Origin of the sequence: Aestuariirhabdus haliotis (assembly GCF_023509475.1) — a bacterium.
Taxonomy (GTDB): domain Bacteria; phylum Pseudomonadota; class Gammaproteobacteria; order Pseudomonadales; family Aestuariirhabdaceae; genus Aestuariirhabdus; species Aestuariirhabdus haliotis.
Map to the genome: position 1 here is coordinate 1 of NZ_JAKSDZ010000065.1, position 14,753 is coordinate 14,753.

A 14,753-nucleotide genomic window follows, 5' to 3' on the forward strand; every position below is an offset into this window, starting at 1 on the left:
AATGGTTTTTATCAAGGCGAAGCTCGCCGTTCATGTCGAGACCTGAACAAGAGCTTCAACACCGAGAGAAACCATTTTAGGACCGCCCTACGGGGATTTCAGGCGAACCCAGACTCTTTGTTACGCCTTTTTGAAAGGTCTGGACCTTACTGTAAAGACGTGCCGCGATTCTGGATTCGCCTGAAAGCCAGAGTTCATCTGAATTAATCAGAGGTGCCATAAGCACCAAAATCAGTTTTTATAGAATAAAGAATCAGAGGTCCCTTGGCAAAACACCCTATGCCCAGCATCAGGCATGCTCATTAATGCGTTCAGCAATCAGGTTATTAACCACCGAGGGGTCGGCCAGGGTGGAGGTATCTCCCAGGTGTTCGTACTCATCGGCGGCTATCTTGCGCAGTATTCGACGCATGATTTTACCGGATCGGGTCTTGGGTAATCCCGGTGCCCATTGGATGATATCGGGGGTAGCGATCGGCCCTATCTCGCCGCGTACCCATTGGCAGAGTTCCTGTTTGAGTTGGTCGCTGTGCTCGATTCCGGTTTTCAGGGTGACATACACATAGATCCCCTGGCCTTTGATCGCATGGGGATAGCCGACCACAGCCGCCTCGGCCACATCCTGATGAGCGACCATAGCGCTTTCAATTTCGGCAGTGCCCATACGGTGGCCTGAAACGTTGAGCACATCATCAACCCGTCCTGTAATCCAGTAATCGCCATCTTCGTCCCGGCGAGCTCCGTCGCCAGTGGCATACATGCCCTTAAATTTGGTGAAGTAGGTTTGCTCGAAGCGCTCGTGATCGCCATAAACGGTGCGAGCCTGTCCTGGCCAGCTGTCGAGCATCACCAGATTACCTTCGCCGGCGCCTTCGATGATATTGCCCATATTATCGACCAGGGCCGGTAGCACACCAAAGAAGGGGCGGGTGGCCGAGCCGGGTTTGAGTGCGGTGGCTCCAGGCAGGGGGCTGATCATGATGCCACCGGTTTCTGTTTGCCACCAGGTATCGACAATGGGGCAGCGCTCGTCGCCGATGGTTTTGTAATACCACTGCCAGGCTTCGGGGTTAATCGGCTCGCCGACCGAACCGAGCAGTTTCAGGCTGGATCGACTGGAGCCTGCGATGGCTTGATTGCCATCGGCCATCAACGCTCGTATAGCGGTGGGTGCGGTATACAGAATATTGACCCCGTGTTGATCAATGGTGTGACTCATGCGGCTGGCATCTGGCCAGTTGGGAAGTGCTTCGCTTATCAATGTGGTGGCGCCATTGGCCAGGGGGCCGTAGACCAGATAGCTGTGGCCGGTTATCCAGCCAACATCGGCCGTACACCAGTAGATATCGCCCTCTTTGTAATCAAACACATACTGGTGGGTCATCGAGGCGTACACCAGATAGCCTCCACTGGTATGCACCACGCCCTTGGGTGTGCCGGTTGATCCCGAGGTGTAGAGGATGAACAGTGGATCCTCAGCACCCATCTCTTCGGCGGGGCAATGGGGTGATGCCAGGTTAGACAACTCATGCCACCAGACATCGCGCTGCGCTTGCCACTCGATAGCTGTGCCCGTACGTCGGTATACGATCACTTTTTCAACACTGGTGATGCTCGGGTGGGTCAACGCCTGGTCGATATTGTGCTTCAGGGGAACCCTGCGGCCACCGCGAACGCTTTCGTCGGCGGTGATCACCAGTTTGGAGCGGCAATCGATCAGGCGACCGGCGATAGCGTCGGGAGAAAATCCCGCGAACACCACCGAATGGATAGCGCCGATACGAGCACAGGCCAGCATGGCGATAGCGGCTTCAACTATCATGGGCATATAAATAGTGACAACATCGCCTTTGCGTACGCCCTGGCTTTTTAAACCATTGGCAAATCGGCACACCTGCTCGTGGAGTTCGCGGTAGCTGACCGTTTTATGCTCATTCGGGTCATCGCCTTGCCAGATAATGGCGGTTTGATCGCCGCGCAGTTCCAGGTGTCGGTCGAGACAATTGCTCGCTACGTTTAAGGTACCATCCTGAAACCACTGGATGTCGACGTGGTGATAATCGAAAGAGACGTCCTTTACCCGGGTGAAGGGTTTGATCCAGTCGATGCGTTGAGCCTGTTCACGCCAAAAGCCTTGCGGATTAACGATCGACTGCTGATACAGGGTGCGGTAGAGCGTTTCATCGGCCCAGGCCTGGTCTGCGATTTCGGATTTAACTGGATAGAGAGCGTGGTGATTCATGATGGCGTGCGTAGCTCCTTATCTGCTTGCTTGCCTTGGCGGTGATGAACTGTGCCAGGAAGGGCGGGGTACGGCGGGTCAACGCAGTCTTTTTGATCGGCTACATTGCTCGAATCGGGTATAAAAAATGATCGACGACCCATGGATAATTACTAAAAATTCAAGTGTAACCGGCGCCGAAGAACCTTTTTCTATTTTGGTCAGCACCCCATAGGGCAACCATTAGACATTGGTATATTTGCTTAATCGAGCATAAAAAACGGCTGGAAATGTGACGGATTTTTTAGTGATGATTCAGAAATGGCGCGGCCAGCTTATCCAAATAAGAGAGCGCTAAACGCTGGGTGCCGGTCCATATTTAAGCCGAACGTACATGAGCGCGGTGGTCAGAGCGTCGCCATAAGCGGTGTGGCGTTCCAGCATGGGCAGTTGTAGTTTTTCCGCGATGGTAGCAAAACGGCCATCCACTTCCATATCTGGATGTTGGCGTTTCACTTTTTGCAGATAGTACTGACTGAGTTCGATACTTTGGTTGGGCAAGCTGAAGCCAAACAGCTCCTTGTAGTGGCGGTTGAGCACACCAATATCGAAGCGGATAAAATAACCAAGAATAGGTCTGTTCCCGATGTAATGCAGCAACTCGGTCAGGGCTTGTTCGGTTTCCATTTGCCCCTGAAGGTCGACCTCTCTTAGTTTGTGAATAAGTATCGCTTCCGGGTTCATGCTGTCTGGAGCATTGAGCTTTACATCGAAACGCCGGCTGGTGAGGATTTCATTACCTCGGACTGGTACGGCACCAATGGATAAGATGTCTGCGCTTTTTGGATCCAGGCTGGTGGTTTCCATATCGAGGGAGATGTATTCGTCGCCTTCGAAACGATCGAATAGAAAGCGGTACTCACTGTGACGAAAACGGTAGCGGTCAATCGGGCGACGTACGTAATTGTTGAATGCGCCGGAAATGCTCACGGATTCTCCAGATGAAAATGGACTTCCAGATATTGTTTGAATTTCTTTACGACGTGTAAAGCGTGGCGCAACAAGTCCCGTTGGCTTCTGGAGTGAGTGCCTAAATCCAGTAATTGTTTGTCGGGTTGCTGATCACCATTACGTTGCTGCTCCAATTGCAGTTGCAGGAACAGCTGCAGTGCTTCGGCGATATTTCCGGCCAGGGGTTTGGGAATAACACCGTTATGGGCCAGCTCGTCGAGCCGTTCAAAGGTGTTGCTTAAGGGCAGGCGTTGTTCCATGGCCAGGGCACGAATGCCCTGGACGATGGGGAAAACACCACCCCGGTTGAGATCCAGGCTGTGCCAGGACAATTTCAGTTGACCAAAAAAAGTGAGCGGCGTATGGAACTGCAGTGCAGGGCGGGTGAAGTTTCGAATAAACAGGTGGTCCGATGACAGTTGGCGCAACTGACGTTGTTGGAAATCGTGGAATAAACCCAGCTTTCCGGCCACGCCATGCACATCGATCATGGTGGCAATTTTCTGCAGGTGCTCGCTGGAAGGATCCAGAATCCATTGGTTGCTCTGTTCCAGCCACTGTTGCAGGGGTCTGGCCCACATGGGGTTGTCAACGCACACCTCACCCTTGCTCGGAGCGTAGCCCAGGGAGAGCAGCTCGGCATGTATTCCTTGCATGATCTCTGGACATTGAACCCATTCGAAATTGTCCTCGATGATCAAGCCGTAATCGAGCGGGCCTTTGAGAATTTGCTCGTTTCGTCCGGCGCTGCCCATAAACACCAGGCAGCAATGTTGTTGAATATCCTCGGCTACGTGGCGTTGAAATACTTTACTCACCACCTGTTCATGTAAGGTGGAGAGAAGTTTGCTGATAAAACGGCTCTTGATGCCGTTCGTTAACAGACGCTCTATCAGTTCATCCAGGCTATCGACGGCACGTTTCAGGTCGCGTTCGTCATCGGCCCGGGCAATACGCAGTGCAAGAATATGAGAATGTGTCGATAGCAGACTGAGAATATGAGTCAGGGTCAATACGCCCAAGACCTTGTCGGGGGTATTGCTATCGAACACCACCACCCGCTCTATCTGGTGACGGGTCATCAGGAGCATGGCATCAAACAGGAAGTCTCCGGTTTGCACCGATATCAACTCATAATGAGCTAACTCTGACACCGCCGTATCCAGCGGTAATTGTTCGAGAACCGAAGCGTGTAGCAGGTCGGTGCCGGTTAGCATGCCATAACCTCGCTCACTTTTAATCAGGGCGCAATCGGTATGGCTCTGTTTCATCTGCAGGGTGATCTCGGCAATCGTTGCCTCGGCCTCAACAATCTGCAGGGGCAGTATATTGCTGGATTCGATCTTGTTGAGAATAAACTCGGACAGGTTTTGTTGGCCTTCGCTGTCTCGCATTAATTGCTGCTTATCAACCAGATCGGTTTGGAAGTAACGGCGAAAGCCCGTGTTCTGCTCGCTCAGTTGCTCGAATGTAATACGTGGCAGTTGATAGCAGATGGCTTCTTCGAGGCAGACATATTCGTGTTTGCTGTTGCCGGAAAACAGCGAGCGCACATCGAACATATCATCGTGGGTGTAATGGGCGTAGATCTCTTCGTGATCTTCAGCGTTGCGTTCTTCCACCACCCCCTTGTGGATAATATTGAGCCCATGGGTCGCCTGCTGAGCCTGAACGATAATATCGCCACTGGCGTGGTAGCTCAGATCGAGGCTGTTCACGACCATTTTGCGCTCTTGTTCGTTGAGCGTATCAAAAGGTGGATTGTTAAAATTGAAGCTGTCGGGCATAGCTGTCACCTACAGAACCGGGCGTCACCGCAGGACTGGATCGCTGCTGTTTTTCGTTGTTATAAATCAGGAGTGCCTTAGCCCTAAGAATCTATGTCAGGGGTAGGGCAAACTCCAGCAGACCTTAGTAGTAATTATACCCCGGGATTGGTCGCCATAGGCGGCTCAATCAAACACCGATGACCGATCCGTGCCTGGGCTTGACGGCACCGATAAATCCCTGAACCATGGGACCCACGGGATCCTATAAAAAGCAGGAAGGACGCATGTTGCAGGGTTGGCTGATCGCGGTAATCTCCGTGGTCTATATTTCGGTGCTTTTCGTCGTTGCCTATTATGGCGACAAAAAGCTGGGAGACGACAGCCGCCTGCGGTGGCTGGTCTACAGTCTGTCGCTTACCGTGTATTGCACCTCCTGGACATTTTTTGGTGCGGTGGGTCAGGCCGCCAACAGTTTATGGGCGTTTTTGCCGATCTACCTGGGCCCCATTTTGATGTTTCTGTTTGGCTGGAAGTTGATCGCTCGGATTATCCAGATCAGTAAGCAAGAGAATATCACCTCCATTGCCGACTTTATTGCGGCCCGTTATGGCAAGTCACAGATGCTGGCGGTGTTTATCACCGTTATCGCAGTGTTCGGTGTCTTGCCCTACATCGCCCTGCAGCTGAAGGCCATCATGATGGGCTATAACCTGCTCAGCGCCGGCAGCGAAGATCAGCTGGTGTCCGGCTTTTCGCTCGATTTTGGTCAGGACACTGCGCTGCTGGTTACCCTGATTCTGGGGGCGTTCACTATTTTGTTTGGCACCCGGCATCTTGATGCCACCGAGCATCACCGGGGCATGATGCTGGCGATCTCCTTCGAGTCGATTATCAAGCTCGTGGCCATTCTTGTGGTGGGGGTTTATATCACCTATGTGGTCAATAATGGTTACGCGGATATCTGGCAAAAAGCCCGAGCGGTTGAGCATACCAATGAGCTGATCGAGCAGGGTACCAATGTCTGGATCATGCTGGCGCAGACGGTACTGGCGGCGCTGATGATTCTCTGCTTGCCGCGCCAGTTCCATGTCACGGTGGTGGAAAACCTGGAACCTTCAGACCTGGAAAAAGCTCGTTGGTTGTTTCCGCTGTACCTGATTGGTGCCGTTATTTTTGTCGTACCCATCGCACTCGCCGGGCAGCTGGTATTCAGCGGCAGCGATGTGGTGGCCGATACCTTTGTTATGAACCTGCCCCTGGCGATGGGGCAGAAAGAGGTGGCCCTGCTGGCCTTTATTGGGGGCGCCTCGGCCGCGATCAGTATGGTTATTGTGGCCACGGTTGCCCTCAGTACCATGGTCAGTAACGATATTGTGCTGCCCCTGTTCATGCGTCGTAACCTGTTTAATAAAACCAGCTTCGACGAATTCAGCGGCTTGCTGCTCTATGTTCGGCGCACCACCATTATGGTGATTGTGCTGATGGCCTATTTCTATTATCGCGTGCTCGGCAGTGTCGATTCGTTGGCATCGACCGGGTTGCTATCCTTTGCTGCCGTGGCCCAGTTTGCCCCCGCCATGATTGGTGGTGTTTTATGGAAACAGGCCAATATAAAAGGCGTTGTGGCAGGATTAATCGCCGGGGTCGGGCTCTGGTTTTATACCATGGTCATTCCCACCCTGGTGCGAGCCGGTGCAGTGCCGCAAAGTTTTCTCGACGAGGGGCCCTGGGGTATCGCCGGGCTCAGCCCCGATGCCATTTTTCGCATATCCGTGCTGGATGGCACCACTAACGGTATTGTCATTAGTCTGGTGGCCAATCTGGTGTGTTTTCTGGTGGTGTCCTGGCTGACCGAGCCGCGCCTGTCGGAGAAGATGCAAGCGGCGGTTTTTGTCGGTGCGCCGGTGGATGGCGGTGATGAACTGTCCAATATCAAGGTTACGCTGGCCGACCTCAGCGCGCTGGCTTCCCGCTTCGTCGGGGAACGCCGGGTCACTAACAGCTTTGAGCATTTTGCCTTTCGTTTCCAGCAAAATCTGGCCCCCAATCGGTATGCTTCGCGAGAGTTGCTGGAGCACACAGAACGTCTGTTAGCCGGTGTGATCGGTGCATCGTCGGCGCGAGTGGTCTTGCGCTCGGCGGTCAGCGGTCGACGTATGCAGCTCGATGATGTGGTGTCGATCGTCGATGAAGCTTCCGAGGCTTTGCAGTTCAGTCGGGAACTCTTGCAGGGAGCTATCGAGAACATCAGCCAGGGCATCAGTGTGGTGGATCGGGATCTGCATCTGGTGGCCTGGAATCGCCGTTATCTGGAGTTTTTCAATTATCCTGATGGGCTGGTTCGGGTCGGTCGCCCCATTGCCGATATTATTCGTTATAACGCTTCCCGTGGACTCTGCGGTGAGGGTGATATTGAGGAGCATGTGGCCAAGCGGGTTGATTATATGAAGCAGGGAACGGCCCACAGTTTCGAGCGTGTTATGCCCTCGGGACAGGTGGTCGAGATGCAGGGCAACCCCATGCCTGGTGGTGGCTTCGTGACCAGCTTTACGGATATTACCCCATACCGAAAGGTGACCCGGGAACTGAAGCAGATCAACGAGGAGCTGGAGCAGCGGGTGGCCCGTCGGACCGGTGAACTGTCTCAGGTGAACCGGCAACTGGTGGGCGCCATGGCCGATGCGGCTGATGCCAACCAGAGTAAGACTCGCTTTCTGGCGGCAGCCAGCCATGACCTGATGCAACCCTTGAACGCCGCCCGTCTGTTTACCGCGTCCCTGGTGCAACAGGAACAACCGGGTGAAGGTAAGGAGTTGGCACAGAACATCGACAGCTCGCTGCGCGCGGCGGAGGAGTTGTTGACCGATTTGCTCGATATTTCCAAGCTGGATGCCGGGGGCGTGGAGCCTCAATTCAGCGATTTCCCGGTCAGCGAACTCTTATCTCCACTGTGTGCCGAATTCTCCGCCATGGCGGAAAGTTCGCAGATGGAGTTCGACACCGTTAACTCTTCCCAGGTGATTCGCAGCGACAATAAACTGTTGCGCCGCATTGTGCAGAACTTCCTCACTAATGCGTTTCGTTATGCCAAGCGTGGTCGGGTGGTGCTGGGGTGTCGGCGACAGGGCGACAAGCTGCGAATTGAAATATGGGATAACGGCCCGGGCATTCCGCAGAGTCGACTGCAGGAAATATTTGAGGAGTTCCGCCGCCTGGACAGTCATGCGACTCAGGAAGTAAAGGGCGTAGGTCTGGGGCTGGCGATTGCCGAGCGCATCAGCAAAATGCTCGACCATCCACTGGCGGTACGTTCCTGGGAAGGGGCTGGTTCGGTGTTCTCGGTCGAGGTGCCACTTGGGGATGCGACCCAGGTTCAACAGCGCAACCTGCAGAAAGTTTCTCCGGGTAATGCTTTGCGCGGTCGGCGAGTGCTTTGTATCGATAACGAAGAAACCATTTTGGCAGGCATGAAAGCGCTGCTGGAACGTTGGCAATGCGAGGTGTTCGTCAGTCGCGATCTGGCGGGCGGATTGGCCCTGCTCGATAGTGGTATCGAGCTTGATATTCTGCTGGCCGACTATCACCTGGACGATGGCAAAACCGGGCTGGAAGCGATACTGGGGTTACGCCAACAGATGGGTGTACCCTTACCGGCGGTGTTGATTACTGCCGATGGTCGTCAGACATTGCAGGATCAGGCGCGGGAAGAGGGCGTCGCCTATCTGGCCAAGCCGGTCAAGCCGGCAGCACTGAGGGCGCTGATCAGCAGCCTTAGCCGGCGCTGAGGCAGGAAGGGGATATAAAGGGTTAGAGCGAGGGAAGGTCCTAGCCGTTGCTGTTGTCCAGCTGGGGTGGCTCGATTTCCAGTTGCTGCACGGCAATAACCGCCTGGGTTCGATTGCGAACGTTCAGTTTTTTGAAGATGGCGGTCGCGTGGGCTTTGATGGTGGCTTCCGAAACATTGAGGTCGTAAGCGATCTGTTTGTTCAGCATACCCTCGGTCAGCATACCCAATACCTTGAACTGTTGCGGCGTCAAAGAGGCAATACGCTCGGCAAGATCCAGGCTGGCTTCATTGTTGGCGGCAGCACCAATCGAACTTTCGGGTTGCCAGACATCGCCATCCAGCACAGCTTGCAGGGCGGTTGCGATGGTTTGCTGGGAGGAAGATTTGGGAATAAATCCCGATGCACCATACTCAATCGCCTGATTGATGACCGATACATCCTCGGTCGCCGATACCATCACCACCGGGATTTGCGGGTATTGCCCTCGCAGGTAGATCAAACCGGAGTATCCGTGGGCACCGGGCATGTGCAGGTCGAGCAGCACCAGATCGGCATCACCATGGGTTTCCAGAACCTGCTGCAGGGATTCAATGGACTCAGCTTCGAGCAGGTTGACCTCTTCGACGGCCTGATTGACGGCTTGCTGCAGAGCTGTGCGAAACAGCGGGTGGTCGTCGGCAACAATAATCTTATAGCTACTCATAATGACTAAGTCCCTGTTATAACAGATCGATAGTGCCAGCAGGCCGATGGCGAGTCAAATACCCTAAACTTATCAGGGTTTTATTGGAAGCCCTGCCGTTTCTGTCAGCCGCTTAAATAGCGTTAGCTGTTGATTTATACAGTGCTTGGCTGGAAAATAGACGGTTCCAGGTTTTCTACCAATAGCATTGCTCATGCCTGCCAGCCCCCAGCGAAAAATAATCCATATCGATTGCGATTGCTTTTACGCCGCGATCGAGATGCGCGATGATCCTTCCCTGCAGGGTCTTCCTATCGCCGTCGGCGGCAGCCCCGATCGCCGGGGTGTTGTGGCAACCTGCAATTACCCGGCCCGCAAATTCGGCATACATTCGGCGATGGCGGCGGCGACCGCTCGTAAACTCTGCCCATCGTTGCGGTTTATTCGGCCACGTATGGACGCTTACCGCGAAGCATCCCGGCAAATTCATAAGATTTTTGCCGACTATACCGAGCTGATTGAACCCCTGTCCCTGGATGAGGCTTATCTGGATGTGAGTGCGTCTTCGCACCATCAGGGCAGCGCGACACGCATTGCCGAGGAGATACGCCAACGGGTGCGCGAACGGGTCAATATTACTGTTTCGGCTGGAGTGGCCCCGAATAAGTTTTTGGCCAAAGTTGCCAGCGACTGGAATAAACCCGACGGTTTGTTTGTGATTTTGCCGGAGCAGGTTGACAGTTTTGTGCAGCAGCTGCCGGTTAAACGGCTGCATGGAGTAGGGCGTGTGACGGAAAAAAAGTTAAAACGCCTTGGCATTGAAACCTGCGGCGAACTGAGAGTTTTCAGCCAACTCGACCTGATCAATTACTTCGGCAGCTTTGGCGATCGTCTGCATCAATTGGCCCAGGGAATCGATAACCGCACTGTGCAAAGCAGCCGACGTCGAAAGTCACTAAGTGTGGAGCATACCTTTGATCAGGACCTACCCACCCTGGAAACCGTGCTCGAGCAATTGCCGGGCTTACTGACTGAGCTGGAACGCCGACTGCAAGGGAAACTGCCGGAGGGGTATTCGCTGAGCAAGCGTTTCGTGAAAGTAAAATTTGCCGATTTTACCCAGACAACCCTGGAGGCGTTAATCAGTGGCGAGGCTGATCAGCATCTGGAGGAAAGCCAGTACCGCCCCTTGATGAGCCAGGCCTGGCAGCGAGGGGCGAAACCGGTCCGCTTGCTGGGCGTCGGTGTGCGCTTGCGAGACTTACAGGAAGCTGAAGCGCTGGAGCAGCTGGATCTGTTCCAGTGCTGACCGCCTGCTAGTGAATGCTATTCTGGCTGGTCGGTGTTTCTGCCGACTGAGCACCCAGTTGAATAAAGTCACCAATCGCTTTACCCAGGGCTTCGGAGCGTTCCGGGTTACGAAACTGGGCCATAATCCGGGGCGCCATATTCGGTAGCATCAGCAGGTCGACCAGTACCCGGTTAAAGAAATCGGGACCATTGTGGTTGGTGGCCAGTTGTTCCAGAAAGGACTGAAGACGCAGTGGATCTTCCAGGTCTTCCCAGCAACGGCTGGCAATCGCCGCCAGAATATCCCCGTCATTGGAGATTGCACTGTCGAGTAGCTGATCGATTAATTGTTGGCGTATGGCCGGTGCCTTGCTGTGGGAAATGCCACGTAACAGGGCGGCGATCAGCGCGTTCGGAGCGCCTTTGGTCAACAATTGCTGAGCGCGGTCGACCAGTGCGGTGGTCAGCTTGTGATCGATGGCCTCATTCTCCAGGCAGCAGCAGAGTAATTCGAGGGGAACGGCTGGCACTGTTGCTACAGCGACTCGCAGGTGACGGGCATTATCGTCCTGTTCAAGTCGGGCGCAAATATCGGCAATGCCCTGTAACCCCAATCCTTGCCAGTGATCAAATGCTTGTCCGGCAAAATAGTCGTGAGCGGGTTGATAAAAGGTGGAGGGGGGCAATGCCAGAATGCGCGAGGCGCGGGCGTGAAAGCAGGCCATGCGCTCCTCTTCGGGTTTGAAGGCATAAGGGGTTTCTTTCAAGGCGTCCTCGGTCGGGTCGACGCTGCCCAGTTCCAGCTTTTCCCCCACGGTTTTGATAATGCGCAACAGAAAGTCATCACGGCTGGACGCGACCAGTTTGCCTTCGCGGTCGAGGGGAAACTTCAGGAACCAGATCACGGGCAAGGCCCCTTGACGGGTATCGCTGAGCACAAACCCCAGCCAGGCTTGTTGCAGATAAGGGTAAGGGTAGGGCGTCTGGCCCAGCTCGAAGCCGAGTAATTGCTGGCGAGGCAATTTGCGAAGGCGCCTGCCCATATCAAACACCTGCAAGCGAATGTCGCTCTGTTCCAGAAATTCGGTCAATGTACCGATATTGCTCATGCTATTACCTACTTCGTCGCTGCTGGCATTTTTGGTGGCATGGCTTATGCCATTGATTGGGGGGTCAGACAAAGGCGCCCATTGTAGGCAGTGGACACGGTGGGCTCAAGTCGGTTTTGGTGATCTGCGCTACCTTGATCTGGTAGCTCGAGCAGGGCAATGGTAAAGTGCCGGCTATGAACCTCCCGAAAACATTGCTGCTGATCCTGAGCCTGTTGTTGGCCCCCATAGTCGGTGCCAACTCTACGCTCTCGATGGTGGATTTGACGGCGATGGAAGCCCATTGCAGCTCGGCAAAAATGGCTGTTGAATCGTCTGCTATGGCCGAAACCTGCCCGATGCAGATGATGCCTGTGGATTGCGCCGAATGCGATCTGCAACAGATGGCCCATAGCTGCTGCCAGTTGTCTGGTGCGGCATTGCTGGTAGCAAAAACTGCCCTCGATGCCTCGGCGCCACCCCCTCCGCTGGCCGTTCTGCGATGTGGCCTGGAGGCTGACCCCTGTTACCCCATCGATCACCCTCCCCAATAATCTCCACGATCTGTTGCTGTGTCTGAAGGGGGCCGAAGCTGGCTCTGAGTAATGATTGTCTGGAGAAATAGAATGCTTACAAGAACCTTTTTGGCGGCCTTGAGTGCGGTCGCTGCGTTACTGTTTTCACTGATGGCTACACCGGTTATGGCCGAGGATTCACTACCTCTGGTATCGGTGTATAAATCTCCTAGCTGCGGTTGTTGCGGCAGTTGGATCAAGCATCTCGAGGAGAGTGGCTTCAAGGTAGAAGCCCATAATCGGGATAATATGAACCCCATCAAGAGGCAAGCTGGACTGACGCCTGCTATTGCATCTTGTCATACGGCCTTTGTTGATGGCTACGTGGTCGAAGGTCATGTGCCGGCCAATGATATCAAGCGGATGCTAACCGAGCGTCCTGATATCAAGGGTATTTCGGTGCCGGGCATGCCTGTTGGTTCACCGGGTATGGAGATGGGGGATCGAGTCGATGCATACGATGTGGTGAGCTTTGACGATAAGGGAAATACGAAAGTGTTCCACTCTTATCCCTAGCCGCTAGCTAAGCCATTCTGGCTTAAAGCGCCCTGCCAGATGAGTGGGGCGTTTAAGGCACCTCTGATTAATTCGAATAGATCTCTGCGGATCCTAAAATGGTTTTTATCAAGGCGAAGCCCTTGTTCATGTCGAGACCTGAACAAGGGCTTCAACACCGAGAGAAACCATTTAAGGACCGCCCTACGGGGCTTTCAGGCGAATCCAGAGTTCATCTGAATTAATCAGAGATGCCTTAAGTCGAGTTCTTAGTGCTCGACCTCGGCTGACGCTCGATATACCCTGTTTGACTCACCGACTGTGGAGTCATATATGTCATTAACGCCTTTTCATATAGCCGTGCCGGTTCGTGACCTGAACGAAGCCCGGGCATTTTATGGTGACCTGTTGGGTTTTCCTGAAGGTCGCAGTGACAGCCATTGGATTGATTACAGCATGTATGGTCACCAGTTTGTGGTGCACCTGAATGAAGCCCTGGGCGCTAATGGCAAGGTGACACTTTGTCATAATGATGTGGACGGTCATGGTGTTCCCGTACCCCATTGTGGCGTGGTGCTGGAAATGCCACAGTGGCAAGCACTGGCCCAGCGGCTGCGGGATGCCAACGTCGAGTTTGTTATCGAACCCTATATTCGTTTTGCCGGGCAGCCTGGGGAACAGGCGACAATGTTTTTTATGGATCCCAGCGGCAATGCACTGGAATTCAAGGCATTCGCCGATATTGAGAACCAGCTGTTCGCCAGTTAAAGGTTTTCTGGATGGATCTGTCAGGGAGGCATTGATGCCCTATCACTCTTTGCAATACATCGGTGCGGTGCTGGATCGGGCCGATCATCGCCGCAACGACGATGACTGGTTGACTCAACAGCACCCCCACGCGCGTTTAGTGGTGCTATGGCGCAATCGGCATCTGTTCGACGAATCATCCCAACCGGTGCCGCGTATATTGCAAGGGAATATGGCGGTCGAGCTGATGCAGCTCGGTAATGAGTTAACCTTTTTGGGAGAGGTCGAGGGTCAAGCGCTGTTTACGGTGGATCTGTCGGCGCTGGACGAATCCGAATTGCTGCAACGGGTACAGGGCGGGCGCTTGCTGGATTTGCGCTTGGTCGGTCCGTTGCTGGAACGCGAACAGGCGGCTCAGCTGGCTTATGCTCGGGGCATTCTCTACTGGCATCGCCAGCACCGTTTCTGTGGCCGCTGTGGTTCGCCGACTCAAAGCCAGCGAGCTGGGCATGTGCGCCGCTGCAGTGATGCCAGTTGTGGCCGAGAAACCTATCCGCGTACCGATCCGGCCGTCATTATGCTGGTGGAGCTTCCAGCCAGTGACTCAGAGCCTGCACGCTGTTTGTTGGGCCGCCAGAATGGGTGGCCCGCCGGAGTGTATTCCACCCTGGCGGGCTTTGTTGAACCGGGAGAATCGCTGGAAGCGGCGGTGGCTCGTGAAGTCAGTGAAGAGGCCAGTATTGAGGTGAGCGACGTACAGTATCAAGCGTCCCAGCCTTGGCCATTCCCATCTTCGCTGATGCTCGGTTTTCGGGCCCGGGCTCTGACTCAGGAGATTCGTCTCGACGACGATGAGTTGGAGGATGCCCGCTGGTTCAGTGCCGATGAGCTGCGCATGGCCGGTGAATGGAACAGCGAAGGGGATGGATTAAAGCTGTCCCGCCGGGATTCAATCTCCCGTGCTCTGGTCGATGCCTGGGTGGCCGAGCAGCCCTAGGGCACCTCTGATTAATTCGGATAGATCTCTGCGGATCCTAAAATGGTTTTTATCAAGGCGAAGCTCGCCGTTCATGTCGAGACCTGAACA

Annotated in this window: 11 protein-coding genes; 6 read left to right on the forward strand and 5 right to left on the reverse strand. The window is 54.3% G+C overall.

Features of this window, described 5'->3' with window-relative positions:
• Nucleotides 1-289: 289 nt before the first annotated feature.
• The 3 genes from acs to MIB40_RS18380 form a co-directional block, all read right to left on the reverse strand.
• Complete coding sequence (gene acs, locus MIB40_RS18370) at nucleotides 290-2,245, reverse strand: acetate--CoA ligase (RefSeq protein ID WP_406566476.1); 1,956 nt, start codon at nucleotides 2,243-2,245, stop codon at nucleotides 290-292.
• 330 nt (nucleotides 2,246-2,575) lie between these two features.
• Complete coding sequence (locus tag MIB40_RS18375; protein WP_249696961.1) at nucleotides 2,576-3,211, reverse strand: 3'-5' exonuclease; 636 nt, start codon at nucleotides 3,209-3,211, stop codon at nucleotides 2,576-2,578.
• A complete protein-coding gene (locus MIB40_RS18380) occupies nucleotides 3,208-5,019 on the reverse strand; it encodes a putative nucleotidyltransferase substrate binding domain-containing protein (RefSeq protein ID WP_249696962.1) in 1,812 nt (603 codons plus the stop codon). Before MIB40_RS18380 ends, MIB40_RS18375 begins: the two co-directional genes overlap by 4 nt.
• A gap of 266 nt (nucleotides 5,020-5,285) precedes the next feature.
• Here MIB40_RS18380 and MIB40_RS18385 point away from each other — a divergent pair, with 266 nt between their 5' ends.
• Nucleotides 5,286-8,786, forward strand: coding sequence for a PAS domain-containing hybrid sensor histidine kinase/response regulator (locus MIB40_RS18385; protein WP_249696963.1), 3,501 nt, complete (start codon nucleotides 5,286-5,288; stop codon nucleotides 8,784-8,786).
• 40 nt (nucleotides 8,787-8,826) lie between these two features.
• Here the strand turns inward: MIB40_RS18385 and MIB40_RS18390 are convergent, their stop codons facing one another.
• A complete protein-coding gene (locus MIB40_RS18390) occupies nucleotides 8,827-9,495 on the reverse strand; it encodes a response regulator transcription factor (protein ID WP_249696970.1) in 669 nt (222 codons plus the stop codon).
• 190 nt (nucleotides 9,496-9,685) lie between these two features.
• Between MIB40_RS18390 and dinB the strand changes: the two genes are divergently transcribed.
• Nucleotides 9,686-10,780, forward strand: a complete 1,095-nt coding sequence (dinB, locus tag MIB40_RS18395; protein WP_249696964.1) for a DNA polymerase IV — start codon at nucleotides 9,686-9,688, stop codon at nucleotides 10,778-10,780.
• A 7-nt stretch (nucleotides 10,781-10,787) separates the two neighbouring features.
• Here the strand turns inward: dinB and MIB40_RS18400 are convergent, their stop codons facing one another.
• Complete coding sequence (locus MIB40_RS18400) at nucleotides 10,788-11,942, reverse strand: DUF3549 family protein (protein ID WP_249696965.1); 1,155 nt, start codon at nucleotides 11,940-11,942, stop codon at nucleotides 10,788-10,790.
• A gap of 104 nt (nucleotides 11,943-12,046) precedes the next feature.
• Between MIB40_RS18400 and MIB40_RS18405 the strand changes: the two genes are divergently transcribed.
• The 4 genes from MIB40_RS18405 (at nucleotide 12,047) to nudC (ending at nucleotide 14,663) form a co-directional block, all read left to right on the forward strand.
• Nucleotides 12,047-12,403, forward strand: a complete 357-nt coding sequence (locus MIB40_RS18405; protein WP_249696966.1) for a hypothetical protein — start codon at nucleotides 12,047-12,049, stop codon at nucleotides 12,401-12,403.
• A 72-nt stretch (nucleotides 12,404-12,475) separates the two neighbouring features.
• Nucleotides 12,476-12,940 (forward strand): DUF411 domain-containing protein, encoded by a 465-nt coding sequence (locus MIB40_RS18410; protein ID WP_249696967.1) that lies wholly within the window; start codon nucleotides 12,476-12,478, stop codon nucleotides 12,938-12,940.
• A gap of 312 nt (nucleotides 12,941-13,252) precedes the next feature.
• Nucleotides 13,253-13,687: a VOC family protein gene (locus MIB40_RS18415; RefSeq protein ID WP_249696968.1), complete on the forward strand. Its 435-nt coding sequence runs from the start codon at nucleotides 13,253-13,255 to the stop codon at nucleotides 13,685-13,687.
• Between the two features lie 34 nt (nucleotides 13,688-13,721).
• On the forward strand, nucleotides 13,722-14,663 hold the full coding sequence (gene nudC / locus MIB40_RS18420; protein WP_249696969.1) for an NAD(+) diphosphatase: 942 nt from the start codon (nucleotides 13,722-13,724) through the stop codon (nucleotides 14,661-14,663).
• Nucleotides 14,664-14,753: the final 90 nt, after the last annotated feature.